Below are 26,417 nucleotides of genomic sequence, written 5' to 3' on the forward strand. Positions count from 1 at the left end.
CAGCAAAAGAGCGACTTCTACCCTGAGGTCCTCATTCGGGATCGAATCGATACGATGCCCAAACGACAGGAGACAGCGTGCTCCCCGCTCCTCTGTCGCGGCTCCGCCGTCGGGTCGCTCCGGCCGCGACCGCACTGCTCGCCGCAACCCTCCTCACTCTGTCCCCGGCGGCGGAAACGGCCGAGGCCGCCCCCGCCGTCTACGAGCCCACCTGGGCGTCGGTCGATCAGCATCCGGCCGCTCCCGAATGGTTCCAGGACGCCAAATTCGGCATCTACTGGCACTGGGGCGCCTTCGCGACGCCCGAATACGGCACCGAGTGGTATCCGCGCACCATGTACCTCAACGGGTCGAACGAGAACAACCACCACAAGAGCGTCTACGGCGACCCGTCGGCGTGGCCGTACCACAACTTCATCGACGGCGCCCGCGACAAGGCCGGCAACTGGGTGCAGTTCACGCCGAAGCTCAGGTCCCAGGGCGGCGCGTTCGACCCCGCCGAGTGGGCGCAGCTGGTGGCCGATTCCGGAGCCCGGTTCGCCGGGCCGGTCGGCGAACACCACGACGGCTTCTCCATGTGGGACAGCCAGGTCAACGAATGGAACTCGGTCGACCGGGGGCCCCGCCTCGACCTGGTGCGGCTGTTCGCCGACGCGATCCGCGCCAAGAACCTGAAGTTCCTGGTCACGCTGCACCACCTGTACAACTTCACCGGCTACTACCAGGGGGTGCCCACCCAGCCGACCACCACCCTGAAGAAGCTGTACGGGCAGCTCGGCAACTCCGCCGAACAGCAGCTCTGGCTCGACAAACTGAAAGAGGTCGTCGACAAGTACCAGCCGGACATGATCTGGCAGGACGGCGGTCTCTACCTTGTCGAGGAGTCCAAGCGGCTCGACTTCCTGGCCTACTACTACAACCAGGCCAACGCGTGGGGCAAAGAGGTCGTCGTCGCCTCCAAGGACGGCTTCCACCTCGACGGCGCGGTATTCGACTATGAACGCGGCGGCCCCGCCGACCTGCGCAGTCCCTACTGGCTGACCGACGACGCCGTCAGCAACCCGTCGTGGTCCTACACCAACGGGATCTCCTACTACAGCGCGGCGGCGCTCGTCCACGCGCTGGTCGACCGGGTGAGCAAGAACGGCAACATGCTGCTGAACATCTCGCCCAGGGCCGAGGGCTCGATCCCGCAGACGCAGAAGGACCTGCTGACCGCCATCGGCGCCTACCTCCGGCGCAACGGCGAGTCGATCTACGCCACCAGGGCCTGGACGACCTACGGCGAAGGGCCGACCAAGATGGGCGGCGGCAGCTTCGTGGAGCCGCGAGCCGGCACGGCGCAGGACATCCGCTACACCCGCAGCAAGGACAACACGGTTCTGTACGCCACCGTGCTGGGCTGGCCGGGCTCCACCGTCAACCTGGCCTCACTGGCCTCCGGGCGGATGGACCTGTCGAACCTGAGCAAGGCCGAGCTCATCGGCAACACCGCCGGCACCTACATCAACCTGCCCACCCGCACCCAGGACTCCTCCGGTCTGCGCATCAGCCTGCCGAGCCAGCCCTACTCGGCGCTGGCCTACGTCGTGAAGCTCACGTTCAACGGACCGATGAAGACCCCCGCCGTCACGAGCGGCCCCTGGCGCAACACCAACGCCGGCAGGTGCCTGGACGTCTCCAACGTCTCCCAGGCCAACGGCGCGGTGGTGCACCTGTGGGACTGCATCACCGGTGCCGCCAACCAGCAGTGGACGGCGACCTCCGCCCAGGAACTACGGGTCTACGGCAACAAGTGCCTGGACGCCAGCGGACAGGGCACCGCCGACGGCACCCCGGTCGTCATCTGGGACTGCAACAGCGGGATCAACCAGAAGTGGACCCTCAACGCCGACGGCAGCATCGCCGGCGTGCAGTCCGGCAAATGCCTGGACGCCAACGCCGCCGGCACCTCCAACGGAACCCGAGTCATCCTATGGAGCTGCCACGGCCGCGCCAACCAGAAGTGGACCCGGACCTGACCCCTGCGGAGCGCCATATCCCGTGCTGACGTTGGTGAGGCGGGCCAGGGTTCGCCCCGGCCCGCCTCGCCTGTCTTCCGCCAGGTGTTCACTCACCGCAAGTGCGGAATACCTCTTATGGCAGGTGGGACCGGGAGGAACACCCGACTCTCGTTGATCATCTTGCTGCGATCGCAGAAGTGTCACAACTTCGCTGTCGGCCTTCCCCCCACTTCCCGGAGGTGCGGATCCGTGGAATCTGCCGCTGCGCGCATGCGCCTGGAGATGATGCTCGACGACGTGGACCGGTCCATCGGAGTCCTGACAACCGACCCCTCAGCCGAAAACACCCTCACCGACGCCGACCGTAACCACGCCATGATCGAGGCGGCGACCCGGCAGCGCCAGGCGGTGGTCGCCGCGCTGTCCCGGCTCGACTCCGGGACCTACGGTCGCTGCGTCGACTGCGGCGTCGCGGTGCCCGACGGCAGGCTGGAGGCCCGGCCGGAGGCGGCCCGCTGCATCGGCTGCCAGTCGAGGTGTGAGAGACGCCGATGATCAGAGGGGCTTGCGCCCGCTCGCGACAAGATGGATGCCGACTGTGTCGTCGTCGTCGGGGTGGGCGTCGAGTTCCGTCGTGACCAGCCACGACAATGATCGTCCGTCGCTGCCCAGCACGTGGTCGACCGTCGAGGGCGACAGGACGGTGCGGGGGCGTACCCACTCGATCTCGAGGCCCGCGCCGGCCAGCAGGTCGCGGAGCTGGGCCGAGGAGAAGCAGCGGGTGATGCTGCCGTCGGGCCAGGGCACCAGCATGACCTCGCCGGTCTGACGCAGGTGGGCCCAGTAGTTCTGCTCGGCCAGGATCGCCATGCCGAGCACGAGCGAGTCGACGCAGACCAGCACCCGCCCGCCGGGCTTGAGCACCCGGGTCACGTCGGCGAGCGCCGACTCGGCCATGATCTCGACCGACAGGGCGCGCTCCTCGGCGACCACGGCGTCGACGCTCTCGTCGGCCAGGAAGGCCAGGTCGTCGCTGCGGACCTTGTGGATGCGGTCGGAGGCCTCGCGGAGCCACGGCTCGGCGGCGGGACGGCGGAAGTCGAGCACCTCGACCACCCGGTGGCCGGCTCGGGCGGCCTGCGCGGGCCAGCGGCCCCGGCCGCCGGAAAGGTCCAGCAGCAAACTCGGCTTTTCGGGCAGCCACCTGCGCAACTGCTCGGCGACGACCGCGTGGTAAAAGGTCCAGTAAGGCCCGAGGTTTCCAGTGCCGTTGAGTTCATTGGCCGGAATGGGCAGCACGAGCGGCTCCTGGACGTTGACGTTCTCAGAAGAAGGGCAGGCGGCGACGTCGTCGCTGCCAGCCGGTACGTAGCTTTTTCCCCGGATAAGGCATTGCGTACCTTGTCCGGGAACAGACTCTACGCCGCCGGGGTTGACGATGGGCATGAACGCGTTGCTGGTGAGGCCGGAACCCCCGGCCTATGCCGTCCCGGTATCCTCTGATGCGATAGGCATCTATGAGGGGGTGGGTCCGGTCTCCAAGACAGCCGAGGAGACTCTGGAGCAGCGCAGTGAGCGGTTCGAACGGGATGTCATGCCCTATCTCGACCAGCTCTACTCCGCCGCGCTCCGGATGACCCGCAACCCCGCCGACGCGGAAGATCTCCTTCAGGAGACCTTCGCGAAGGCCTTCGCGTCGTTCCACCAGTTCCAGGTGGGCACCAACCTGAAGGCCTGGCTCTACCGCATTCTCACGAACACCTTCATCAACAGCTACCGGAAGAAGCAGCGCGAGCCGAAGCAGGCCGGCACCGAGGAGATCGAAGACTGGCAGCTCGCCCGTGCCGAGTCCCACACCTCCAGCGGGCTGAAGTCGGCTGAGCTCGAGGCGCTCGAACATCTTCCCGACAGCGACGTCAAAGACGCCCTCGCGGCGCTCCCTGAGGACTTCCGGATCGCGGTCTACCTGGCCGACGTCGAGGGGTTCCCCTACAAGGAGATCGCCGACATCATGGGGACCCCCATCGGGACCGTGATGTCGCGCCTCCACCGCGGCCGCAGGCAACTGCGCTCGCAGCTCGAAGACTACGCGCGCGAGCGCGGGCTTGTGCGATCGGAGGAGGGCGCATGAGCTGTGGTGATCACCACGACACCGACTGTAGCGAGGTGCTCGACCGGGTCTACACCTTTCTCGACGGCGAACTCGACGAGAACTGGTGTGGCGACATACGGCAGCACCTTGACGAGTGCGATCCCTGCCTGCGGGAATACGGGCTCGACAAAGTCGTGAAGCAACTCGTGGCCAAACACTGCGGTGAAGATCCGGTACCCGAAGACCTGCGGGCCAAGATCCGCCTTCGGATAGATCAGGTGCGAGCCGAACTCGTGGAATAGCCTGCTGGCCATGCGGATTCTGGTCACCGGCGGTGCGGGTTTCATCGGTTCCAACCTCGTCGATCGGCTGCTCGCCGACGGCCACGAGGTGATCGTGGTCGACGACCTGTCGTCGGGGGCCAACCGGGCGGCGCGGGCCGAGTTTCACCAACTCGACGTACGCGACCCCGCTTTGGCCCAGGCCGCCGACGGCGCCGAGGTGATCTGCCACCTGGCCGCGCAGATCTCGGTGCGGAGCAGCGTGGCCGATCCGCTGAACGACGCGCGGGTCAACATCGAGGGCACGCTCAACGTCCTGGAAGCCGCCCGGAGCGCGAAGGTCCGCAAGGTCGTCTTCGCGTCCTCGGTGGCCCGTTACGGCCGCCCCCACGCCATCCCGGTGCCCGCCGGCACTCCGGCGCGGCCGATGTCGCCCTACGCCGCCTCGAAGGTGAGCGCCGAGGCCTATCTGTCGGCATATCAGGGGCTCTACGGCATCGAATACACCACGCTGGTGCTGTCGAACGTCTTCGGGCCGCGCCAGTCGCCCGGCGGTGAGGCCGGAGTGGTGGCCATCTTCACCGACGCCCTGCTCGGCGGCCGGTCGACCGTCCTCTACGGCGACGGCTCCCAGACGCGTGACTACGTCTACGTCGACGACGTGGTCGACGCCTTCACCCGCGCCTGCGGCCCCCGGGGCAACGGCGGGATCTTCAACATCGGCACCGGCGCGCAGACCTCCGACCGCGCGCTGCACGGCCTCATCGCCGCCGCCGCCGGGGTGCCCGACGACCCCGAACTCGCGCCCGCCCGGCTGGGCGACCTGCCCGCGATGGCGGTCGACCCCGCGCCCGCGTTCGAGGGGCTCGGCTGGCGGCCGGAACACGACCTCGCGGCCGCGATCAAACTCACCGTGGATTGGGTGCGCAACGCTCAGTGATGAGTTGATTACGGTTTGGCGACAACCCGGTGGGCCGCCTGTCCGCTGGGTAGCCTGATGGCGCACATCAATGTGGAGGCGGCGCATGTTGACAGACGCGCCTTCTTTGAGGGATGGCCGCTTTGCGCGAACTGCCGTGGCCGGCGAAGATCTACTTCGCCCTGTGCATAGGGGCGGCCGGAGTCCTGCTCGTCCACAGCGGGCAGGCATATGAGACGCTCGACTGGAGCTCGACGCTTGTCCTCGCCCTGCTCTTCCTCGTCTGCGAGTCGGTCCCGACCCAGCTGAGCGTGCGCCAGGCGGCGATGTCGGTCTCGTTCTCCGCCGCGCTCGCCGCGGTGGTGCTGGTCGGCCCCGAAGGCGCCGCCGTCGTCACGGCGACAGCCGTCTTTTCCGTACGACCTGGGCTCCCCACCGTCAAACGCCTGTTCAACGGGGCCCAGTTCGTCATCTGCGGCTACACCGCCGGGTGGGTCTTCACCCTGGCCAACGGGATTCCCGGGCTGCCCCGGCGCACCGACTTCCCGGAGATCATCCTGCCCTACGGCGCCGCGACCTTCGTGTTCGTGGTGCTCAACTTCGTGTTCACCGCGCTGATCCTGGCGCTGGCCGAGGGCGTGGGCAAACGGCAGGTCCCGGTACCCGACGTGGCGCAGTTCCTGCTCTCCTACTTCGGCTACGCCACCTTCGGCCTCCTCATCGCCGGGCTGTGGGCCACGATCCAGTCGATCTCGGCCGTTTTGGTGCTGCTGCCGCTGTTCGTCGCCCGCTGGGCGCTGGGGCAGTACCACGCGCAGCAGCGCTCCTACGAGGCCACCATCGCCGCCCTGTGCCAGGCCGTGGAGACCAAGGACTGGTACACCCGGGGCCACTGCACCCGCGTCTCGGCCGCCTCGTCGATGATCGCCGAGGAGATCGGCATGGGCACCGAGCGTCTCCACGCCATCCGCTACGCCGGGATGCTCCACGACGTGGGCAAGCTGGGTGTGCCGACGAAGGTGCTGCAGAAGGACGGCGACCTCACCGAAGAGGAGTACGCCGCGATCCAGCTCCACCCGATGCGGGGCCTGGAGATCGTGCGCGGCATCGGCTTCCTCGACGAGGCGTTCGCCGGGATCATGCACCACCACGAGCGATACGACGGCCGGGGCTATCCGATGGGCCTGGCCGGGTCCGAGATCCCCGAGTTCGCCCGCATCATCTGCGTCGCCGACGCGTTCGACTCGATGACCTCCGACCGGTCCTACCGCAAGGCCAAGCCGCAGGAAGAGGCGGTGGCCGAGCTGCGCAAATGGTCGGGCACCCAGTTCGACCCGATCATGGTGGGGGCGTTCATCCGGGCGCTTGACCGCGACGGATGGAACCCGCCCGCGAGCGTGCCCGCGCCCAGCGGCATGCCGGTCGTGAAGGCCGCCAAAGACCACGACGACCCGACCACGCCGATCCAGGTGGTGTCCGACCGATGACGAGCGAGTCCCGGGGCATGCAGGGCCTCGATTCGGGGCAACTCCTGCTGATCTGCGCCGGGGGCATGCTCGCGGTGGCCGGCATCTCCCACACCGCCGCCGTCGAACTGGTCGCCCCCCACGTGGCGATCGGGTTCGGCGCGCTGATCGCGTGCGGCGAGCTGGCCCGGCTGACCATGCCGGGCAACCGCGAGGTCGCCCCGATCAGCACCGCCGCCGCGTTCGGCTACGCGCTGCTGCTCTACGTGGGCGGGGTGCCCGCGACCCACTCCGCGCTGCAGGTCGTCGCGGTCACGGCCGTCGGCATGATCGCCGGCGGGCTGCCGCACCTGGCCGTCGGCCGGGCGCCCCGGCTCGACGCGCTGGCCCGGAGGCTCATCTGCGCGTCGCTGCTGGCGTTCGCCTTCCGGCCGTTCGCCGACGTTTTGCGCCCGTCGCCGGGTGGCGCCTGGTGGGTCGCGCTGCTGGTGATGGTGGTGCTCATCGGGTTGGCCCTTGCCGTCGACGTCGTGGTGGCCGGCCTGCTGCGGGCCGAGCAGGTCCGCACCGCCTTCTCCGTCGCCGTACGCGACGAGGCGCGGATGGCCGCGCCGCTCAGCGCCGCCGTGTCGGCCAGCGGCATCCTGCTCGCGCTCGCCCTGCACAGCATGGAGCTGACCGCCCTGCTGGCCTTCGCCGCGCCGCTGCTCGTCACCCAGGTGGCCTTCCGCAAATACGCCGGCATCCGGGCGACGTACCTGCAGACGATCCGCGCGCTCGCCCGGGTCACCGAGGTCGGCGGCTACGTCGAACCCGGCCACTCGCGCCGGGTCAGCCGCCTGGCCGTGGCCATCGGCCGCGACCTCGGCATGGCCGAGCCCGAGCTCCTCGAACTCGAGTACGCCGCCCTCATGCACGACATCGGACAACTCAGCCTCACCGACCCGATCCCCGGCGGTGCGACCGTGCTGACCGACCCCGGGCAGGCCCGCCGGATCGCCGAACTCGGCGCCGAGGTCATCCGCAAGACCGGGGTGCTGAACCAGGTCGCCGACATCGTGCGCCGCCAGTGCGACCCCCTCGACGAGCGCCCGCCGCTGGCCAGCCGCATCATCCGGGCCGCCAACGCCTACGACGACCTGGTCAGCGGTTCCACCAACCGCGACCGCGCGGCCGCCGCACTCGAACGGCTGCGGCTGGACGGAGGGGCCCAATACGACCCCGATGTGGTCGAGGCGATGGCGACCGTCATCGACCGTCTCGTTCCGGTCAATCGGCTCTGACAATTGTGGGCTTCCTACAGTTTGAGCCGTGACGATCAGTGCTCATGGGTGCACGGCCAGGGACGATCCGGGTCGTAGGGTTGGCTGCGTGTTCGAGTCAGTCTTGGTCGCCAATCGCGGCGAAATCGCCCGCAGGATCATCCGGACCCTCAATGAGATGGGGATCAGATCGATCGCCGTCCACTCCGAGGCCGATGCCGACCTGCCCTTCGTCCGTGAAGCCAGTGAGTCGGTGAACATCGGCCCGGCCAACCCGGCGCACAGTTACCTCGACCAGGCCCAGGTCCTGGCGGCCGCCCGCGCCACCGGCGCCGAGGCGATCCACCCCGGCTACGGCTTCTTCTCCGAGAACGCCGAGTTCGCCCGCGCCGTCGTGGCCGCCGGGCTGACGTGGATCGGGCCCTCGCCCGAGGCCATCGTCCAGATGGGCGACAAGATCAACGCCCGGAACCTGATGGAGGCCGCCGGTGTGCCGGTCGCCGCAGGCACCCGGGAACCCGTCACCACGATCGAGGAGGCCACCAAGGCCGCCGCGAAGATCGGCTACCCGGTCATGGTGAAGACCGCCGGTGGCGGCGGTGGCATCGGCATGGGCGTCGCCCATGCGGAAGACGGCCTCGCCAAGGCCTTCGACCAGGCCACCCGCGCGGCCGCCCGTTTCGGCGGCACGGCCGCGATCCTCCTCGAGCGCTACATCGAGCGCGCCCGCCACGTCGAGGTGCAGATCCTCGGCCTCAACGACGGCCGGGTGCTGGCCCTCGGCGAGCGCGACTGCTCGGTGCAGCGCCGCCACCAGAAGGTCGTCGAGGAGTCGCCGTCCCCGGGCATCACCCCCGAGCTGCGCGACCGCATGCTCGCGGCGGCGGCCCGCGCGGGCGCGGCGGTCAACTACCGGGGCGCCGGCACCGTCGAGTGCCTCGTCGACGCCGACGCCCAGGACTTCGTGTTCCTGGAGATGAACACCCGCCTCCAGGTCGAACACCCGGTCACCGAGCTCGTCACCGGCGTCGACCTGGTCGCCGCCCAGCTCCGCATCGCCGCCGGGGAAGACGTCGAGATCGACGCCGTCCCGCGCGGCCACGCCATCGAGTTCCGGGTGTACGCCGAAGACCCCAAGCGCTTCCTGCCCGGCCCCGGCCACATCACCGTGTGGGTGGAGCCGTCCGGCGAGGGTGTCCGCGTCGACTCGGGCTACGAGGCCGGCAACACGGTCACCCCCTTCTACGACCCGCTGATGGCCAAGCTCTGCGTCTACGGCGCCACCCGCGCCGAAGCGGTCGAGCGCGCCAGGGCCGCGGTGGCGGGATTCGCGATCACCGGGCCGAAGCACAACCTGCCGTTCTGCGCCGAACTCCTCGACCACCCCGAGTTCGTCAGCGGCGACTATGACACCGGCCTGGTGTCCCGCATGAGATCGTGATCGGGAACGACTGAGGCTTGATGGGAGACAGTGGTGGCTGAGATACGCGCGGAGATGGTGGCGAACGTCTGGAAGGTCGTCGTCGCCGAAGGTGAGACGGTGTCCGAGGGAGACACCCTGGTCATCTTGGAGTCCATGAAGATGGAGATCCCGGTCATCGCGGAAGACGACGGCGTGGTTCAGCTCAAGGTCGCCGAGGGCGACGTCGTCCAGGAGGGCGACCTGATCGCCGTCATCGGATAGTTCAGCGAGTAGCGCGCGACAGGAACTTCTCGCGGTCGACCACGACCCGCTCGATCACGCCGGTGGCGACGACCGAGCCGTCGAGGTGGGCCGCGGTGAAGGAGAAGACCAGGCGGCGCCCCTCGACCTCGACCAGTTCGGCCGAGACCTCGACGTGGGCGCCCAGCCCGCTGGCGGCCAGATGCCGCAGCTCGACCCGCACCCCGACCGAGGTCTGCTCCGGCGTCAGCTGACCGCCGATCGCCTCGCAGGTGAGCCCTTCGGCGAACGCCAGTAGCCTCGGCGTGCCCAGCACGGGCAGGTCGCCGCTGCCGAGCACCTCAGCGGTGTCACTCTTCTCCACCATGATCGATCGGTTGGCCCGCAGTCCGGGTGTCAGCGCCATGGTGGGATGCTAGTAGTTCGACCATCGCAATCAATCGGAAGGCAAGACGTGGACCTTTACTGCGACCACTGCGGGGGCCTTTCGGATGACGGCGACCACGGGTCCTGTCAGGGCGCTCGCGCGATGGAGCCGCCGCGCTACTGCGCCAAGTGCCGCCGCCGCATGACGGTCCAGGTGACCCCCACCGGCTGGTCGGCCCGCTGCTCACAGCACGGGCTCACCGCAGCCTGAACGTCGGCTGAACCAAACCTCTGTTCTGACCGTTATGGTGAGTGATTCCTGGGAGATCTGGGCTTACCGGCCGATTGTGCCGGTGACCGCTAGACTTCCGGCACGACAGTGGTCAGTGACATAGGGGGTATCCGGGGGCATGGTTGCCCAAGGGACGACGCTGGCCGGGCGCTACCGATTGGACCAGCGCATCGGCGCTGGCGGTATGGGCGAGGTGTGGCGCGGGGAAGACACCGTCCTCGCGCGTACGGTCGCTGTCAAGGTGCTGCTTCCGGGCCGCCTCGACGACCCCGGGTTCGGGGCGCGCTTCCAGGGTGAGGCGCGGGCCATGGCCCTCATCAACCACCCTGGTGTGGTCGACGTCTACGACTACGGCGTCACCGACGTCCCCGGCGACGGGCCGACCGCCTACCTGGTGATGAAGTTCGTCGACGGTGAGCCGCTCGACGGGTTGCTCCAGCGGATAGGCCGGATCCGGCCCGAAGCCGTGATGGAGCTCATCGGGCAGGCCGCGGCGGCGATCCAGGCCGTCCACGACCGGGGCATCGTCCACCGTGACGTGAAGCCGGGCAACCTGCTGGTGCAGGTCGACGGCACGCTCGTGCTCACCGACTTCGGCATCGCGCGCTCCGACGCGGCGAGCCGGCTGACCGACGCGGGCATGGTGCTCGGCACCGCCGCCTACTGCGCGCCCGAACAGGCCGAGGGCGAGCCGGTGACCCCGGCGGTCGACATCTACGCGCTCGGCGTGGTCGCCTACGAGTGCCTGGCCGGCCGCCGCCCGTTCGACGGCGACACCCCGGTCACGATCGCGCTCAAGCACATCCGCGAGCAGCCGCCGCCGCTGCCGGCCGACATCCCGCCGCACATCCGCCACGTGGTGGAACGCGCGCTGTCCAAGTCGGCGGCCGACCGATGGCCGTCCGCGATGGCGATGAGCCAGGCGGCCCGCCAGGCCGCCAACCCGAACGCCTCCCTGACCCAGCCCAACCCGGCCCAGCCCGCTTCCGGCGTGTTCCCGAAGACGGGCGACTGGTATGAGCCCCCAGCTACGGGGGCCTACGCGGCCACCGGCGCCTACCCGGCGACGGGCAACTTTCCGGCCACCGGCAGCTACCGCACGACCGCGGCCACGCCCGAGACCGCGGCCGCCGGCCCGGGTGGACGGCGCAAGCGGAACAACAGCAAGCGCGGTCTGACGATCGTCGCCATCGTGGCGGGAGTGTTCGCATCGGTCGGCGTCGGCTGGGCGGGCGTGAACATGCTGAACGACAGCGGCGAAGCCCAGACGCCGCCCAGAGGACACACGTCGAACGTCGCGGAAGTGACGACCCCCACTCCGAGCCCGACCAAAACGACGAGGAAGCCTAGGCCGACGCCGACCATCTCCAAGCCGGAGGTGAGCGAGGAGCCGTCCGAGGAGCCCTCGGAGGAGCCGTCGCCGACGCCGACCCCCACCCCGAAGCCGTCGAAGCCGCCGGTGAAGCCGTCGCCCTCTCCGACCAAGGAGACGAAGGCGGTGCCGCAGCTCTGGAAGAAGTCCGCCCAGGCGGCCGAGGCGTCGCTGCTCCAGGCCGGGTTCGCGGGGAACTTCCAGATCACCGGTGACACCGGCCTGGGCTGTTCGGAGGTCTTCCGGCAGGACCCGAAGGCTTCGGTGCAGGCGCCGGTCGGGTCGACGGTGACCGTGTATGTGAAGCGGGTGCCCTGTCCGGCGGCTTCTCCGTCGCCCTCTCCGTCGCCCTCCGCGGCGTCGTCGGGCGGGACCACGGGCTAGGCGAGATGGCGGCGACGGCTTATCAGTGCCGTCGCCCCCTTCGTCTGCCGGCTTCAGACGCCCGTCGTGTTGCGCGGGTAGGCGATCTCGGGGTCGGTGGCGATGTTCACCATGTAGGGCACGCCCGAGTCGAACGCCCGCTTCAGCGCCGGGCCGATCTCGCTGGGCTTGGTGACGAGTTCGCCGCCTCCGCCGAGCGCGGTGACGACCTGGTCGTAGCGGCACTGGGGCTGGAGGTCGGCGGCGACGTCATAGCCGTACAACATCTGCATGGGGTGTTTCTCCAGGCCCCACATGCCGTTGTTGCCGCAGATCATGACGACGGGCAGGTTGTGGCGGACGAGCGTGTCGACGTCCATCAGCGAGAAGCCGGCGGCGCCGTCGCCGAGCAGCAGCACGACCTGGGACGACGGGCGGGCCAGCCGCGCGGCGATCGAGTAGCCGAGACCGGTGCCCAGGCAGCCGTAGGGGCCGGGGTCGAGCCAGTTGCCGGGGCGCCTGGGTTCGACGTATTTGCCGGCGTAGGAGACGAAGTCGCCGCCGTCGCCGATGACTACGGCGTCGTCGGCCAGCTGCCGGTTGAGCTCGCCGTAGATGCGCATCGGGTGGATCGGGTCGCTGTCGGCGGACAGCAGCTCGGCGTCTCCGATGATGGCCGCCGCCGTGGCTTCGGCCAGCTTGGTCGTCCAGTCGGCGCGCGGCTTGACGCTCGCGGTGCGGCACGCGGCGGCCAGACCCCAGAACAGCAGCGACAGGTCACCGGCGGCCGAACCGGCGAGGCCGGTGTGGGTGGCGAGCTGGGAGGCGGCGTCGGCCAGGTGGACGACCCGGGCCAGCGGCGCTCCGTCCTTGCCGCCGAACCAGCCGTAGTTGAGCCGGAAGTCGAGCGGGGTGCCGGCCACGATGACCAGGTCGGCCTGTGAGAACGCCAGGCCGCGCGCCCGGGTGACCAGCAGTTCGTGGCCCGACGGCAGGATGCCCCGGCCCTGGCCGTTGGGCACCACCGGCAGGCGGAACTCCTCGGCGAAGTCGCGGGCGGCCTCTTCCGCGCGGTCCATCCACACGTCGGAGCCGATCACCAGCATCGGACGCTCCGCCTCGGCGATCAACGCGGCGATGGCGGCCAGATGGTCGGTGTCGGGCTCCAGCGGGGACGGCGCGAGCGTCTCGGTCTCGGCCGAGGGGGAGGGCGCGAACAGGTGGTCCATGTAGAAGTCGAGGAACACCGGGCCCCGGTGGGGGGCGAGCGCGGTGCGGAAGGCCATCTCGACGTCCTGGCCGATCGAGTCGGCGCCAGAACCGGTGAACGCGAGCTTGGTGATCGAGTCGAACAGCGGCGGGTGGTCCATCTCCTGGAGCGCGCCAGAACCCCAGCGTGACTGCGGGGCCCGGCCGCCGAGGATCACGACCGGACTGCCGTTGAAGTGGGCGGTCGCCACGCCCGACACCCCGTTGGTGATGCCGGGCCCGGCCGTGAGCACCGCCAGGCCCGGTTTGCGGGTGAGCCGCGCCGTCGCCTCCGCGGCGAAGACGGCGCTCTGCTCATGGCGTACGTCGAGGATGCGCATGTCTTCGTGGACCGCGCCGTCGTAGAGGGGGAAGACGTGGCCACCGGACAGGGTGAACATCGTCTCGACGCCGTATGCCTTGGAGACGCCGACAGCGACGTCGCCCGCGTGCTTGCTCATTCGTGAAAACCTACCAGTCGGTTAACTAGTGGGAACTACGAGCTGCCCTGGCCGCGGGCGAACGAACCTTCCTCGTCTAAAGCGTCTGGGACAGGGCCTTGATCGGCATCTTCAGGTCGGTCAGCAGAGCCAGATCGTCGGCGGGGGAGCGGCCCAGGGTGGTCAGGTAGTTGCCCACGATGATCGCGTTGATGCCACCCATCATGCCCTCACGGGTGCCCAGGTCGCCAAGGGTCAATTCACGTCCGCCGGCGTACCGGAGGATGGTTCGCGGTAGTGCGAGGCGGAAGGTCGCGATTGTCTTCAGGGCCTCGGAGCCCTCGATGATCGGGTATTCGGCGAAGGGGGTGCCGGGACGGGGATTGAGGAAGTTGAGCGGGACCTCGTCGGGCTGGAGCTCACCGAGCTGCGCGGCGAACTCGGCGCGCTGCTCGACCGTCTCGCCCATGCCGATGATGCCGCCGCAGCACAGCTCCATGCCGGCTTCGCGGACCATCAGGCAGGTGTCCCAGCGCTCCTCCCACGTGTGGGTGGTGACCACGTGCTGGAAGTGGGACTGACAGGTCTCCAGGTTGTGGTTGTAGCGGTGCACCCCCATCTCGGCCAGCTCGTCGACCTGGGCCTGGGTGAGCATGCCGAGTGAGCAGGCCACGTTGATGTCGACGGCCTCCTTGATGGCCTTGACGCCTTCGCGCACCTGGTCCATCAGGCGCTTGTCGGGCCCGCGCACGGCCGCCACGATGCAGAACTCGGTCGCGCCGGTCTGGGCGGTCTCGACGGCGGCCTTCACCAGCTCGTCGATGTCCAGCCAGATCGAGCGGACCGGGGAGGTGAACTGTCCCGACTGCGAGCAGAAGTGGCAGTCCTCCGGGCAGCCGCCGGTCTTGAGGGAGATGATCCCCTCGACCTCGACCTCAGGGCCGCACCATTTCATCCGCACCTCGTGGGCGAGGGCGAGGAGGTCGGGAAGGCTCTCGTCGGGAAGGTTCAGGCATTCGAGCGCCTGCTCCCGGGTCAAACCCCTGCCCTCGTCGAGCACCTGCGTTCTGGCGATCTCCAGGATGGTCATTGTGAAATCCTAAGGGCCGATCGAAAAGCCGACGGGTCGAACGCGCCGCCCAAAGGGGCCCCTAGAGAAGCCCGCGCGATCTTGGCGAACGCCTCTCGCGGCAAAGACCCCGCATTTTCCGGTACGGCTCCCGCCAGCGGTCTGGCCGCCAGCATCTCCAGGTCGCCGACGTTGCAGCGTTCGGCCAGGTCGGGCTCCGCCGGCCACGACCCGATGACTACCCCGGCCAGGTCGAGCCCGTGGTTGGCCATGGCCTCCAGCGTCAGCGCCGTGTGGTTCAGGGTGCCCAGGCCGGCCCGTGCCACGACCAGCACCTGGGCCTTCACCGCGTGGGCCAGGTCGGCGAGGGTGCCGCCTTCTTCGTCGAAACGTACGAGAAGACCACCCGCGCCCTCGACCACGACCAGCCGGTGGGATTCGGCGAGTTCGGTGATCCTCGCCGCCGCCTCCGTGAGGTCGAGCGTGTCAAGGCCGGACACCCGGGCCGCGGCGGCGGGGCTCAGCGGGTCGGGGTAGCGGGCGAACTCGAAGGTGTTCGTCGCGCCGGAGAGCCGGATCACCTCGTCGAGGTCACCCGGCTCGTCCTTCCGCACCCCGGTCTGGGCTGGTTTGACCACTGCGACCGGGCCGCCCCGCTCGATCGCCAATGCCGTCACGGCGGCCGTGACCACGGTCTTTCCGACACCGGTGTCGGTGCCGGTCACCACGAGAACGCTCATCCGGCCAAGATTACGGAGTCGGACGGCGCAGACGGGTGACGAACTTGTAGCGGTCGCCCCGGTAGAGGGACTGGGCCCACTCGACCGGGTTGCCGTCGGCGTCGAAGGCGTGCCGGGTCAGCATCAGCATCGGCAGCCCGATGTCCACGCCGAGGACCTGCGAGTCGTAGGGCGTGGCCAGGATCGTCTCGATGATCTCCTCGGCATCGGTGAGCCGGACGCTGTAGGCGTTGTGGAGCGTCTCGTACAGGGAGGAGTGGCCCTCCATCTCCCGCCGCAGCCGTGGGAACCGCCGCGCCGAGAGATGGGTGGTGTCGATCGACATCGGCTCGCCGTTGGCCAGCCGCAGGCGGTGGATGCGCAGCACCCGGCCGCCGGGGTTGATGGCCAGCCGCCGCCCGAGCGCCTCGTCGGCGGTGATGTAGGAGATGTCGAGGATCTTGGTGTCGGGTTCGAGGCCGACGGTACGCAGGTCCTGCACATAAGAGGTGAGCTGGAGCACCTGGGCGACCTTGGGCTGGGCGACGAAGGTGCCCTTGCCCTGGATGCGGATCAGGCGGCCTTCGACGACGAGTTCGGTCAGCGCCTGGCGTACCGTCGTGCGCGAGGTCTCGAAGCGCACCGCGAGGGTACGCTCGGGGGGCAGTGCACTCCCGGCGGGCAGGCTCTTGGTGAGCTCGAGCAGGCTACGTTTGACGTCGTAGTATTTCGGTACCCGGGGAGTGTCTTCGGTCACGCGGTCACCTTCGTTCCGGCCACGGCTGCGAGCGCGCGCCCGATCACCGCGAGATCTGCGGACCCCAGATTGGCCCGAGCGGTCAACCTTAGGCAAGACCGCCCGTCGGGAACCGAAGGGGGTCTGAAACAGCCGACCTTCACACCGTGGTCCGCGCAGGTCGCGGCGGCGGCCAGCGCCCGGTGAGGGTCGCCGAGCACCACCGGCACCACCGCGGCGGCCGGCTCGGAGGTCTCGAGCCCGAGCCCACGAGCGGTGGCGGCCAGTCGCAACGCGATCTCACGGGCACGTTCCGGCAGGTCGGGCTCCTTTTCCAGGATGTTCAGCGCGGCCAGGGCCGCTCCGGCGCTCGCGGGGGCGAGACCGGTGTCGAAGATGAACGCCCGGCCGGTGTCGACGAGGGTGTCGATCACCTCCGGCACGCCCAGCACGGCCCCGCCCTGGGAACCGAGTGACTTCGACAACGTGACAGTTCTCACAATGTGAGCATTCCCCGCAAGTCCGGCATTGTGAACCGCCCCACGGCCGTATTCCCCGACGACACCGAGCGCGTGGGCCTCGTCTACGACCAGGAGCGCTCCATTCCGTACGGCCACCTCGGAGAGCGCCCCGAGCGGCGCGAGGTCGCCGTCGACGGAGAACACGGCGTCGGTGACCACCAGAGCGTTCTCCTCCTCGCGCGTCGCCAGCGCCTCCTCGACGGCGGCGACGTCGCCGTGAGGCGTCACCACCACCCGCGCCCGCGCGAGCCGGCACGCGTCGACGATCGAGGCGTGGTTGCCCGCGTCCGAGACGATGAGCCCACCCCTGCCGAGCGTGGCGACGGCGGCCAGGTTGGCGAGATAGCCGGAGGAGAACACCAGCGCCCTGGGTGCCTGGGTGAAGGCGGCGAGGCGTTCCTCCAGTTCGGCGTGGAGCCGGGTGCTGCCGGTGACCAGCCGGGACCCGGTCGAGCCGGTGCCCCACTCGCGGGTCGCGGCCACGGCGGCCTCGGTCAGCCGTGGATCACGGCAGAGCCCCAGGTAGTCGTTGGAAGCCAGGTCGAGGTGCCCGTCGAAGTCGGGCCCGCGCGGCCGCAGCACCCGGGTCAGCCCGGCGGCGGCACGCAGGTCGGCGGCCTGGCGAAGTCGGTCGATCGGCCCATGCATGGAGAGATGATGCCAGGTACTGAGTCGTGAAGGGTGTTCGGGCTCAGGGCGTGGACACCGAGTCGAACACTGCGGCCCGCTCGGTCCGGTGCTCCGATTGGCGTTCGGCCCGGCTCACCACGCATGATGCCTAGGTGCCAACTCTCAGCGACCTGGTGGCCAAGCACACCGATCTGTCCTCGGCTGACCTCGAATGGGTGCATTCGCTGGTCTCCGACTGGCAGTTGCTCGCCGACCTGTCCTTCGCCGACCTCATCCTGTGGATTCCCGCCGAAGAAGGCTGGATCGCGGTCGCCCAGATGCGGCCGACGACCGGTCCGACGGTCTACCACGACGACGTCGTCGGGTCGTTCGTCGGGCGGGGCGAGCGGCCGCTGATCGAGACGGCCTGGCAGGAGCGGCGCATCTGCCGGGAGGGCGATCCCGACTGGTCGACCGGGGTGCCGGTCCGCGAGGAGACGATCCCGGTCCGGCGCGCCCTCGACGGTCCGCTGATCGGGGTCATCCAGCGCTCGACGAACCTCTCCTCCGCCCGCACCCCCTCGCGGCTGGAACTGACCTACCTCCAGAGCGCCTCCGACCTGGCGCAGATGGTCGCCGAGGGGCGGTTCCCCTTCCCCGACGCCGAGCCGATGCTGGTCAGGTCCCCGAGGGTCGGTGACGGGCTGTTGCGGCTCGACCGGGCCGGTCGGGTGACCTACGCGTCGCCGAACGCCCTGAGCGCCTATCGCCGCCTCGGGCTGCACGCCGATCTGGTCGGCTCCGAACTCGGCAAGACCACGGCCGACCTCTGCTACCGCGACGAGCCCATCAACGAAGACCTGATGCTGGTCGCCAGCGGCAAGGTGCCCCGCGAGACCGAGGTCGAGCGCGGCGGCACGGTCGTGCAGCTCCGGGCGATCCCGCTCATCATCTCCGGGGGGCGGATCGGGGCGCTGGTGCTGGTCCGTGACGTGACCGAGCTGCGGCGGCGGGAGCGCGAGCTGCTGACGAAGGACGCCACGATCCGGGAGATCCACCACCGGGTCAAGAACAATCTGCAGACCGTCGCGGCGCTGCTACGGCTCCAGTCGCGTCGGCTGCGGGTGCCCGAAGGGCGGGCGGCGCTCGACGAGGCGGTCAGAAGGGTCGGCTCGATCGCGATCGTGCACGAGACGCTGGCGCAGATGCCCGAGGAGCTGGTCACCTTCGACGAGATCGCCGACCGGGTGATCCAGATGACGGCCGAGGTGTCGGTGGCTCAGGTCGCGGTGCACCGGGAGGGGACGTTCGGGGTGCTGCCCGCCGCCGTGGCGACGCCGATCGCGATGGTGCTGACCGAATTGCTGCAGAACGCCGTGCAGCACGGGCTGGAAGACCTGCCGGGGAGCGTGGAGGTCCGGGTCGAACGTCTGCCGGACATGCTCGAACTGGTGGTCGCCGACCAGGGGCAGGGGCTGCCGCCCGGGTTCGACCTCGAGACGAACAGCAATCTGGGTCTGCAGATCGTGCGGACCCTCGTTGTGGGGGAGCTTTCCGGGCGTCTCAACATCGCGCCGCGAGAAGGCGGCGGGACGGAAGTCGTCCTCAGCATTCCGGTGAACGTTCCCACCAACGACATTCACCGGATTTGACGCACGCGCAACAAATGCGCAATGCGGGCGCGCTGTAATTCGGTTGTATGAATTCAGACGTTGGCACGGGCGCGGGCCCGGGCGGTGCGGCGCTTGACAGCGCGGCGTTCGTCCTCATCGAGGCCGCCCCAGACGCCGGCGTCCTGAGCCGACTCCAGTGCCCACTTCAGGCACAGTTCGCTGACCGTGCACTGACGGCAGACCTGCTTGGCCTCTTCGATCTGCATCAGCGCGGGCCCGGAGTTGCCGATCGGGAAGAACAGCTCGGGGTCCACGTCACGGCAGGCAGCGCGGTGGCGCCAGTCCATGCGTTCCACTCCTTCGTAAGTGGAGCCTGGGCGGCTCCTGCACCTTTGTGAACAGATTCACTAACTGATGCGAACAGCCACCCGAAAAATGTCGGGGCGGGATTCGCGATTGATCGCCGGTGTGAGCTGTGGCTCTCGTAAAGGTCCTACGTTCCGACGTCGCGTTCAGCTTTTCAGCCACTCCTACAGCACACAAGAGGTTTGGGGGAAGGTTTTGCGGGTCCTAGCTGTCGGATGCGTCACACTATGACCGCTTGTAACTGGCTAGACCAGAACTTGTAACGCGTCCGGGATAGAGCGAAATGTGACCCTTTCCCGTTCTCCCAGGTAGTCGCCGTCAAGCTGAAGCGCGATGGGGCGGATCGACTCGAGGGTGAAAACACTCTCGTCATGTGCTTGAACCAGGTGTTTACCTCGTGGCAACCCCTGCGGCTCCCCGACGATCTGCTGGAGCAGGCTCACCACCGCGGGAAGTCGCAGTTTCGTCATCGCCAGCACATCGAGGCCGGTGTCGAACCCGGCCCACGGTGTGGGGTTGACGGGACGGGTCCCGACGAAGGTCCACGGCGCCGTGTTGGAGACGATCGCGAAGAAGATCCCCGCCTCGTCGGCCTGTCCGGGCCTGCTGAGCGTCATCGACGGGTGCCGCCGGTCGGTCATGAGGTAGTGCCGCAGGGCCGTCTGCATGTACAGCGTCGGCGAAGCACGGTATCCGGCGCTGCGCAGACCTTCGACGGCTCTGATGACCTCGGCGTCCCAGCCCAGGTCGGCACAGAATGTGAAGTAGCGAGACTCGACCCCTGCCCCGGTGCCGGAATCCATAACATCCCATTCGGCCAGCCCCAGGCTGATCGTCCGGGAACGGCCCTCACGCAGCGCCTCCAGCACCGCGCCGGTGGCCTCGATCGGGTCGTTGGGCAGCCCCAGCGCCCGCGCCAGCACGTTGGCGCTGCCACCCGGTATGATGATCATCTTGGCTCGGTCTTCGGCCGCCATCAGGCCGTTGGCGACCTCGTTGACCGTCCCGTCACCGCCGAGGACCGCCACCGCGTCGAAGCCCTTCTCCTTCGCGTGGGCGGCCAGCACCGACGCGTGCCCCCGATATCCGGTCTCGGCGACCTCCAGCTCGACCGCCGCTCCGAGCGCCCGGATCAGGACGTCGCGCGTGCGCAGGTTGGTCGAGGTCGCCTTGGGGTTGACCAGCAGAAGTGCCCGCATGCTTGAAGGTTATGCGACGGGTAGTCTCACCAACTGTGTCGAACCGTCCGTTCACCATCGTCGTCGCGGCGGCCGTCGTCGCGCTCGAAGGACTGACCGCCCTCGCGCTCGGTGGCTGGGTCGTCTACGAAACCCTGCTCGGCGCGGCCGGCGATGTGATGAGCTCCCTCGTGCTGGCCGTATTCGGCCTGGCAGTGGGCGCGGGGCTGCTCTGGGTGGCCTGGGGCATCGTGCAGCTGATGCGCTGGAGCCGGGGACCCGCCGTGGTCACCCAGATCTTCGCCGTGCCCGTGGCGATCACCCTGATGCAGGCCGGGCAGCTCGGGTGGGGGTTGCCGCTGATCGTCGGCGCCGGAGTGATTCTCGTCACTCTGCTCGCGCCGCCCTCGACGCAGGCGCTCATGAGCGACGTCTGAACGCGATCGGCCGGTGTCGTCAGACACCGGCCGATTGACGCTTCAGTCTTCCGCGGTGAGGCCCTCGCGCAGTTGCGCGAGAGTGCGGGCCAGCAGGCGGGACACGTGCATCTGCGAGATGCCCAGTTCGGTGGCGATCTGCGACTGGGTCATGTTGCCGAAGAACCGCAGGAGCAGGATGCGCTTCTCCCGCGGGGGCAGCCGCTCCAGCAGCGGCTTCAGCGACTCGCGGTATTCGACGCCCTCCAGCGACTCGTCGACGATGCCGAGCGAGTCGGAGACCGCCGGCGCGTCGTCGTCACCCGAGTCGGGCGCGTCGAGCGAGACCGTCGAGTAGGCGTTGGCCGACTCGAGGCCCTCCAGCACCTCTTCCTCGGTCATCTGGAGGTGGGTGGCCAGTTCGGCCACCGTGGGCGCGCGGCCCTCACGCTGGGAGAGTTCGCTGATCGCCTTGGTCAGCGACAGCTTCAGCTCCTGCAGGCGGCGCGGCACCCGGACCGCCCAGCCCTTGTCGCGGAAGTGGCGCTTGATCTCCCCGACGATGGTCGGGGTCGCGTAGGTCGAGAACTCCACGCCGCGGCCCAGGTCGAACCGGTCGATCGACTTGATCAGGCCGATCGTCGCCACCTGGGTCAGGTCGTCGAGCCACTCGCCGCGGTTGCGGAACCGGCGGGCGAGGTATTCGACCAGCGGCAGGTGCAGTTCCACGAGTTCGTCGCGGATGCGCGGGCGGCGCGGGTCGTCGGCCGGCATCTCAGCGAGCTCTCCGAAGAGGGCGCGGGCTCTCACCCGATCCGGTACTCCGGAGTCGCTGGTGGCCATGGAACGGGTCCTTTCCGTCACGCCGGCCTCGCCGCGCCTCGCTGCTTGCGCAGCACGATCGCCATGTGATCAGGGGAGGACACGGCGTCGACGTCGTCGGCGAGCGCGGTGAGCACCATCCAGGCGAAGTCATCGCGTTTGGGCTCGGCGATCCCGACGGTGGTGACCTCGACCCGGATCGACATCTCGTGCCCGGTCAGCTCGAACTCCGCGATCAGGTCGGTGCCGGGGACGGCGTGGCGCAGCAACATCGCGCACGCCTCGTCGACGGCGATCCGCAGATCTTCCATCTCGTCGATGGTGAAGTCGAGCCGTGCCGCCAGACCTGCTGTCGCGGTCCGCAGCACGGACAGATAGGCGCTGGCCGCGGGCAGCCGGACGCTCACGGCGTCTCGGATCCCAGCCAGATCCCCTGTGACATCAGTTGCGTCGGTCACGATCCTCCTTGCCCAGCCGGCCACATCTAGCGGGGCCGCATGTTTGCAACCTACCGCCACTCGACCATGATTGCTCGGCTTGGACGCGCCGATGCCGGAAATGCGCGGACCCCGCACGGAAAGTGAGACGTGGACGACCGAAGGCCGGCCGTGGCTCGTGTTCGCGAACCTGTCTCAGATATGCGTGCGGGGTCCGGGTGCGGAAGGCTACGCGGCCTTCGTCTCCCAGAAGATCTTGGCGATCTCGTCGATCTTGCTCAGGAGGTCGTCGGCCTTGGCGACGTCGACGGTGCCCTTGGCTCCGGCGGCGCCGGCCAGCTTGGTGGCGTCCCAGAAGAGCTGGTGGAGCTGCGGGTGGGCCTCCAGGTGCGGGGGCTTGAAGTAGTCGGTCCAGAGAACCCAGAGGTGGTGCTTGACGAGCTCGGCCCGCTCCTCCTTGATCGAGACGGCTCGCGAGCGGAACACCGGGTCGTCGTTGTCGGCGTACTTCTGCATGATCGCCTTGACCGATTCGGCCTCGATACGCGCCTGGGCGGGGTCATAGACGCCGCACGGCAGGTCACAATGGGCCGATGCCACGAGCTTGGCAAGCATCGGGTTTCCTTTCGTCAGAGTGGCTGCGGTTCCGACATTACTGCTCCGAGGTGGATCATGTTCACCAGCGTCCGGGTGTCCGGGGATTCCATGCTTCCGGTCCTGCGGCCCGGCGACTGCCTAGTGGTCCGCCGTGGGGCCGAGATCCGTCCTGGAGACGTCGTGATCGCTCGCATACCCGGAAACATCATCGTCAAAAGGGTGTTCCGGTGGACCGACGAGGGCTGGTGGCTGGAGAGCGACAATCAGCGCGCGCCCGGCCGTAAGGACTCGTGGGATTTCGGCGCTATCCCGCCCGAGCGGATCATCGGGAAGGTGGTCGGCCGTTACTGGCCCTGGCTCGCCTTCGGGACGCGTTTCCTGGCCCGGTAGGCGGCCACGTTGGCGCGGCTGGCGCAGCGCTCGGAGCAGTAACGCCGCGACTTGTTCGACGAGGTGTCGAGATAGGCGTTGCGGCAGGGCGCCGCCTGGCAGATGCCCAGCCGGTCGGCCCCGAGGCCGGTGACCACACCGGCCAGGCCCATCACCGAGCCGACCGCCACGGTGTCGCCGACCCGGCCGCCCTCGGTCAGGTGCATGTGCCAGGGCTGGCCGTCGTGCCCGGCGATCTGGGGGTGTACGGGATGGCGCACCAGCAGCCCGTTCAGACGCTGGACCACGTCGTCCTGGTTGCCTTCCGCGGCCGACTCGAACACCTCGGTGAGTTCGTCGCGCAGTTCGATCACGTGGTCGAGGTCGCGCCGGGTCACCCGGCCCGCCGCCTCGGTGCGGCCCGTCTCGACCAGGAGGCCGCGGAGCCCGTCGAGGGTCTTCAGGTCGTCCCGGCGGTTGACGAGAAGGACGGCCAGTTCGGCATATGAGGTCAAGTCCACGGGGAACCCTGTAATAGGTGACTCTGGACATTGAGTATTACACAGGCACGGAAAGTTCCAAAGAGATTGACGGTGCGATAAAGGCGAAACGGCTGTGGCGTAACTGATCGTGAGAGGCCGTTTCCGCGTGTGGCACACTAGGGCGACGGGTGACCCCCGCTCCCGAGACGACCGTCAACGACGACGGTTCCCGGCGTTCACCAACGCCCGGGCCTCGTGCTGTAACGGTCTGTGTTGTGTCCGTCACCAGACTCAGGGGTCTTCGTCATGACTGCTTCCCTCGAAGCCCTCGACCTCGATCCGGCCTTCGCGCTGCACCGCGGCGGAAAGCTTGAGGTTCGAGCCACCATTCCGGTCCGTAACGCCGATGATCTCGCTCTCGCCTACACGCCGGGGGTGGCCCGCGTCTGCTCGGCCATCGCCGACGCCCCCGAACTCGTCAACGAATACACCTGGGTCTCCAACGTGGTGGCCGTGGTCACCGACGGCACCGCCGTCCTGGGCCTGGGCGACATCGGCCCGGCCGGGGCGATGCCCGTCATGGAGGGCAAGTCGCTGCTCTTCAAGGAGTTCGGCGGGGTCGACTCCGTGCCGATCTGTCTCGACTGCACCGGCGTCGACGAGATCGTCGAGACCGTGGTGCGGATGGCGCCGTCCTTCGGCGGCATCAACCTCGAGGACATCAGCGCTCCCCGCTGCTTCGAGATCGAGGCGCAGCTGCGGAAGCGGCTGAGCATCCCCGTCTTCCACGACGACCAGCACGGCACCGCGATCGTCGCCACCGCCGCGCTGACCAACGCCGCCCGGCTGATCGGCCGCCCGCTGGGCGAGCTCCGGGTCGTGGTGGCCGGGGCCGGAGCGTCCGGGGTCGCGGTCACCCGCATGCTGGTGAACGCCGGCATCGGTGACATCGCGGTCTCCGACAGCAAGGGCCTGATCTTCGAGGGCCGGGCGGGGATGAACCCGTACAAGGACGCGCTGGCCCGGGAGACCAACAAGGCCGGGCTGACCGGCTCGACCGAGACGGCGCTGGCCGGGGCCGACGTGTTCATCGGGCTGTCGGGCGCGACGATCTCCGAGCGGGCCATCGCCTCGATGGCGCAGGACGCCATCGTGTTCGCCCTCTCGAACCCGACGCCCGAGGTCCACCCGGAGGTCGCGGCCAAGCACGCCGCCGTGGTGGCGACCGGGCGGTCCGACTTCCCCAACCAGATCAACAACGTGCTGGCCTTCCCCGGGGTGTTCCGGGGGGCTCTGGACGTGCGGGCCACCACGATCACCGAGAACATGAAGATCGCCGCGGCCGAGGCCCTGGCCGGGGTCGTGGGCGACGACGTGCGGGCCGACTACATCATCCCCTCGCCGTTCGACGCCCGGGTCGCCCCCGACGTCACCCGCGCGGTCGCCGACCAGGCCCGCAAGGACGGCGTGGCCCGCAGATAACGCGAAAGGGTCCGGCCTCCCCCAGAGGCCGGACCCTTATAAGAAGGTGTTACTTCTTGACGATGCTGCCGGACCAATTACTGGCCGCGGCCTTGTAGACGTCGTACGTCTCGCCGTCGAAGTAAGGCGAGGTGATCTTGTCGATGCGCTCGTTGCCGTTGCTGTCGGCGAAGGCGCTGGTCACGCCGTTGACGTAGCCGAGGCGGCGGGCGTTGCTGTACTTCAGCAGCCACGGGCCGCCGTCGGCGCCCGGCGTCATCGAGCAGGTGATCGCGATCTGCTCCTCGATCTTGAGCGACGCGTCCGTGACCTCACGGTTGGGCTTGCCGTAGCACCACTTGGGGGTGACTCCGGTGAAGGCCTTGTTGCCGTCGGGGTGGCGGGCCGCCGGGTAGCCGAAGGCGTAGACGGCGCCGGCGCCGACCTTCTGGTTGTAGGCCAGGCCCTGGCCGCCGACGTTGTCGCCGAGGCGACCGGCGTCGGTGATCGTGAGGATCCACCACTTGCCCTTGTCGCGCCACCTCAGGCCGTCGTGGGCCTTGTACTGCTTCTCCGAGACCGCCTTGGTCGCGTTGAACTTGACGCCGTTGTAGACCGTGACGAAGGCGTAGTCGCGGTCGTAGTCCTCGTAGACGTCGAAGTCGTAGTGAGTGAAGCCCTGCTTGGCGACGTACACGCCCCAAGGGGATTTGCCCTGGTAATAGCCGGGCACGAAGATCCACTGGTCGAGCATGTGGTCGTTGTCGTCGGTGTCGAAGACGCAGTGTCCGGCGGTGGCCACCAGGTTCTTGTACTTCGCCTGGATGGAGCTCGCCGAGCACCAGTGGGTCTTGCCGTTCTTACGGAAGAAGACCTTGCCCAGCGTCTTGGGGATGTTGATGTTCTTCGAGGTGCCGGCCTGACCGCCAGGCCCGGTCGGGGAGACCGTGCCGGCCTTGCCGTCGGCCGAAGGGCCGCCCTTCGAGGACAGCTTGGCCACCTTGGCGACCGTCTCGGCGTCGGGGCCCCACTGGGTGGCCGCCTTCAGCGCCTTGTTGTTGCTGCGGAACCAGAAGCCCGCGATGTTGTCGGCGTCCGCCACGGAGACCGTGGGTCCGTCGGCGGGTGAGGCGGCGTTCGCAGGTAATGCCACCAGTACGGCGGATCCGGCGATGCCGGCGGTCACGAGACTCAGGCGTGCTCGAGTGTCCACGTTGACCCTCCCTTTCCTCCCGTTGCGGATTGGATCTTCCAG

General features: G+C 68.7%; 29 protein-coding genes. 15 read left to right on the forward strand and 14 right to left on the reverse strand.

The genetic code is table 11. The features are described 5' to 3' along the window. Nucleotides 1-77: 77 nt before the first annotated feature. Both AW272_RS44890 and AW272_RS08940 read left to right on the forward strand, forming a co-directional pair. Nucleotides 78-2,021 carry an alpha-L-fucosidase gene (locus AW272_RS44890; RefSeq protein ID WP_157518451.1) on the forward strand — a complete coding sequence of 648 codons (1,944 nt, stop codon included), beginning with the start codon at nt 78-80 and terminating at the stop codon, nt 2,019-2,021. Nucleotides 2,022-2,252: 231 nt separating this feature from the next. Then, on the forward strand, nt 2,253-2,558 hold the full coding sequence (locus AW272_RS08940) for a TraR/DksA family transcriptional regulator (protein ID WP_066362640.1): 306 nt from the start codon (nt 2,253-2,255) through the stop codon (nt 2,556-2,558). Here AW272_RS08940 and AW272_RS08945 read toward each other — a convergent pair whose 3' ends face one another. Beyond that, the gene (locus AW272_RS08945) at nt 2,559-3,302 is read right to left on the reverse strand and encodes a class I SAM-dependent methyltransferase (RefSeq protein WP_066362641.1); all 744 of its coding nucleotides are present in this window, start codon (nt 3,300-3,302) and stop codon (nt 2,559-2,561) included. Between the two features lie 226 nt (nt 3,303-3,528). Between AW272_RS08945 and AW272_RS08950 the strand changes: the two genes are divergently transcribed. The 7 genes from AW272_RS08950 (at nt 3,529) to AW272_RS08980 (ending at nt 9,707) form a co-directional block, all read left to right on the forward strand. Continuing rightward, nucleotides 3,529-4,134: a sigma-70 family RNA polymerase sigma factor gene (locus tag AW272_RS08950; protein WP_066362642.1), complete on the forward strand. Its 606-nt coding sequence runs from the start codon at nt 3,529-3,531 to the stop codon at nt 4,132-4,134. Further along, nucleotides 4,131-4,397, forward strand: a complete 267-nt coding sequence (gene rsrA, locus AW272_RS08955; RefSeq protein ID WP_066362644.1) for a mycothiol system anti-sigma-R factor — start codon at nt 4,131-4,133, stop codon at nt 4,395-4,397. Before AW272_RS08950 ends, rsrA begins: the two co-directional genes overlap by 4 nt. A gap of 10 nt (nt 4,398-4,407) precedes the next feature. After that, nucleotides 4,408-5,316: an NAD-dependent epimerase/dehydratase family protein gene (locus AW272_RS08960; RefSeq protein ID WP_066362646.1), complete on the forward strand. Its 909-nt coding sequence runs from the start codon at nt 4,408-4,410 to the stop codon at nt 5,314-5,316. Nucleotides 5,317-5,429: 113 nt separating this feature from the next. Then, entirely contained in the window at nt 5,430-6,782 is a 1,353-nt protein-coding gene (locus tag AW272_RS08965; protein WP_066362648.1) for an HD-GYP domain-containing protein, read from the forward strand. After that, nucleotides 6,779-8,044 carry an HD-GYP domain-containing protein gene (locus tag AW272_RS08970; RefSeq protein ID WP_066362651.1) on the forward strand — a complete coding sequence of 422 codons (1,266 nt, stop codon included), beginning with the start codon at nt 6,779-6,781 and terminating at the stop codon, nt 8,042-8,044. The genes AW272_RS08965 and AW272_RS08970 overlap by 4 nt, the downstream gene beginning before the upstream one ends. Nucleotides 8,045-8,132: 88 nt before the next feature. Continuing rightward, nucleotides 8,133-9,464, forward strand: coding sequence for an acetyl-CoA carboxylase biotin carboxylase subunit (locus AW272_RS08975; RefSeq protein ID WP_066362653.1), 1,332 nt, complete (start codon nt 8,133-8,135; stop codon nt 9,462-9,464). A gap of 33 nt (nt 9,465-9,497) precedes the next feature. Further along, nucleotides 9,498-9,707 carry a biotin/lipoyl-binding carrier protein gene (locus AW272_RS08980; RefSeq protein WP_218010831.1) on the forward strand — a complete coding sequence of 70 codons (210 nt, stop codon included), beginning with the start codon at nt 9,498-9,500 and terminating at the stop codon, nt 9,705-9,707. Nucleotide 9,708: 1 nt separating this feature from the next. Here the strand turns inward: AW272_RS08980 and AW272_RS08985 are convergent, their stop codons facing one another. Continuing rightward, nucleotides 9,709-10,092, reverse strand: coding sequence for a thioesterase family protein (locus AW272_RS08985; protein WP_066362657.1), 384 nt, complete (start codon nt 10,090-10,092; stop codon nt 9,709-9,711). Nucleotides 10,093-10,098: 6 nt separating this feature from the next. Here AW272_RS08985 and bsaP point away from each other — a divergent pair, with 6 nt between their 5' ends. Together bsaP and AW272_RS43725 are read left to right on the forward strand one after the other, a co-directional pair. Beyond that, nucleotides 10,099-10,323, forward strand: coding sequence for a biotin synthase auxiliary protein BsaP (gene bsaP, locus AW272_RS46295; protein ID WP_066362659.1), 225 nt, complete (start codon nt 10,099-10,101; stop codon nt 10,321-10,323). A 139-nt stretch (nt 10,324-10,462) separates the two neighbouring features. Continuing rightward, entirely contained in the window at nt 10,463-12,100 is a 1,638-nt protein-coding gene (locus AW272_RS43725) for a serine/threonine protein kinase (protein WP_066362660.1), read from the forward strand. Nucleotides 12,101-12,153: 53 nt separating this feature from the next. On the opposite strand, the gene AW272_RS09000 is transcribed toward AW272_RS43725, so the two are convergent. The 5 genes from AW272_RS09000 to AW272_RS09020 form a co-directional block, all read right to left on the reverse strand. Next, nucleotides 12,154-13,788 (reverse strand): acetolactate synthase, encoded by a 1,635-nt coding sequence (locus tag AW272_RS09000; RefSeq protein ID WP_066362662.1) that lies wholly within the window; start codon nt 13,786-13,788, stop codon nt 12,154-12,156. Between the two features lie 76 nt (nt 13,789-13,864). After that, the gene (gene bioB / locus AW272_RS09005) at nt 13,865-14,857 is read right to left on the reverse strand and encodes a biotin synthase BioB (protein WP_066362665.1); all 993 of its coding nucleotides are present in this window, start codon (nt 14,855-14,857) and stop codon (nt 13,865-13,867) included. Continuing rightward, on the reverse strand, nt 14,854-15,576 hold the full coding sequence (bioD, locus tag AW272_RS09010; protein ID WP_066362666.1) for a dethiobiotin synthase: 723 nt from the start codon (nt 15,574-15,576) through the stop codon (nt 14,854-14,856). The genes bioB and bioD overlap by 4 nt, the downstream gene beginning before the upstream one ends. Nucleotides 15,577-15,586: 10 nt before the next feature. Further along, nucleotides 15,587-16,312, reverse strand: coding sequence for a GntR family transcriptional regulator (locus tag AW272_RS09015; protein ID WP_066362667.1), 726 nt, complete (start codon nt 16,310-16,312; stop codon nt 15,587-15,589). Next, entirely contained in the window at nt 16,309-17,460 is a 1,152-nt protein-coding gene (locus AW272_RS09020) for an 8-amino-7-oxononanoate synthase (protein WP_066362668.1), read from the reverse strand. The genes AW272_RS09015 and AW272_RS09020 overlap by 4 nt, the downstream gene beginning before the upstream one ends. A 134-nt stretch (nt 17,461-17,594) precedes the next feature. On the opposite strand from AW272_RS09020, the gene AW272_RS09025 reads away from it, so the two are divergent. Further along, a complete protein-coding gene (locus AW272_RS09025; protein WP_066362674.1) occupies nt 17,595-19,073 on the forward strand; it encodes a PAS domain-containing sensor histidine kinase in 1,479 nt (492 codons plus the stop codon). 53 nt (nt 19,074-19,126) lie between these two features. Here AW272_RS09025 and AW272_RS09030 read toward each other — a convergent pair whose 3' ends face one another. Together AW272_RS09030 and AW272_RS09035 are read right to left on the reverse strand one after the other, a co-directional pair. Beyond that, nucleotides 19,127-19,381, reverse strand: a complete 255-nt coding sequence (locus AW272_RS09030; RefSeq protein ID WP_066362676.1) for a WhiB family transcriptional regulator — start codon at nt 19,379-19,381, stop codon at nt 19,127-19,129. A gap of 264 nt (nt 19,382-19,645) precedes the next feature. After that, nucleotides 19,646-20,599 carry a diacylglycerol/lipid kinase family protein gene (locus AW272_RS09035; RefSeq protein ID WP_066362677.1) on the reverse strand — a complete coding sequence of 318 codons (954 nt, stop codon included), beginning with the start codon at nt 20,597-20,599 and terminating at the stop codon, nt 19,646-19,648. A gap of 35 nt (nt 20,600-20,634) precedes the next feature. Between AW272_RS09035 and AW272_RS09040 the strand changes: the two genes are divergently transcribed. After that, nucleotides 20,635-21,015, forward strand: coding sequence for a hypothetical protein (locus AW272_RS09040; RefSeq protein ID WP_169807515.1), 381 nt, complete (start codon nt 20,635-20,637; stop codon nt 21,013-21,015). A gap of 42 nt (nt 21,016-21,057) precedes the next feature. On the opposite strand, the gene AW272_RS09045 is transcribed toward AW272_RS09040, so the two are convergent. From AW272_RS09045 to sodN, 3 genes are all read right to left on the reverse strand, one after another. Further along, the gene (locus tag AW272_RS09045; RefSeq protein ID WP_083958152.1) at nt 21,058-21,837 is read right to left on the reverse strand and encodes an RNA polymerase sigma factor SigF; all 780 of its coding nucleotides are present in this window, start codon (nt 21,835-21,837) and stop codon (nt 21,058-21,060) included. Between the two features lie 17 nt (nt 21,838-21,854). Further along, nucleotides 21,855-22,274, reverse strand: coding sequence for an ATP-binding protein (locus tag AW272_RS09050; protein WP_066362683.1), 420 nt, complete (start codon nt 22,272-22,274; stop codon nt 21,855-21,857). Between the two features lie 207 nt (nt 22,275-22,481). Beyond that, nucleotides 22,482-22,868: a superoxide dismutase, Ni gene (sodN, locus tag AW272_RS09055; protein WP_066362684.1), complete on the reverse strand. Its 387-nt coding sequence runs from the start codon at nt 22,866-22,868 to the stop codon at nt 22,482-22,484. Nucleotides 22,869-22,925: 57 nt separating this feature from the next. Here sodN and AW272_RS09060 point away from each other — a divergent pair, with 57 nt between their 5' ends. Continuing rightward, the gene (locus AW272_RS09060; RefSeq protein ID WP_066362686.1) at nt 22,926-23,240 is read left to right on the forward strand and encodes a S24 family peptidase; all 315 of its coding nucleotides are present in this window, start codon (nt 22,926-22,928) and stop codon (nt 23,238-23,240) included. Here the strand turns inward: AW272_RS09060 and AW272_RS09065 are convergent. Further along, nucleotides 23,195-23,740, reverse strand: a complete 546-nt coding sequence (locus AW272_RS09065; protein ID WP_066362687.1) for a CGNR zinc finger domain-containing protein — start codon at nt 23,738-23,740, stop codon at nt 23,195-23,197. The genes AW272_RS09060 and AW272_RS09065 overlap by 46 nt on opposite strands. Nucleotides 23,741-24,007: 267 nt before the next feature. On the opposite strand from AW272_RS09065, the gene AW272_RS09070 reads away from it, so the two are divergent. After that, the gene (locus AW272_RS09070) at nt 24,008-25,183 is read left to right on the forward strand and encodes an NAD(P)-dependent malic enzyme (RefSeq protein WP_066362690.1); all 1,176 of its coding nucleotides are present in this window, start codon (nt 24,008-24,010) and stop codon (nt 25,181-25,183) included. Nucleotides 25,184-25,232: 49 nt separating this feature from the next. On the opposite strand, the gene AW272_RS09075 is transcribed toward AW272_RS09070, so the two are convergent. After that, nucleotides 25,233-26,375, reverse strand: coding sequence for a trypsin-like serine peptidase (locus tag AW272_RS09075; RefSeq protein WP_157518455.1), 1,143 nt, complete (start codon nt 26,373-26,375; stop codon nt 25,233-25,235). Nucleotides 26,376-26,417 lie beyond the last annotated feature (42 nt).

Origin of the sequence: Herbidospora mongoliensis, assembly GCF_001570545.1 — a bacterium.
Lineage (GTDB): Bacteria > Actinomycetota > Actinomycetes > Streptosporangiales > Streptosporangiaceae > Herbidospora > Herbidospora mongoliensis.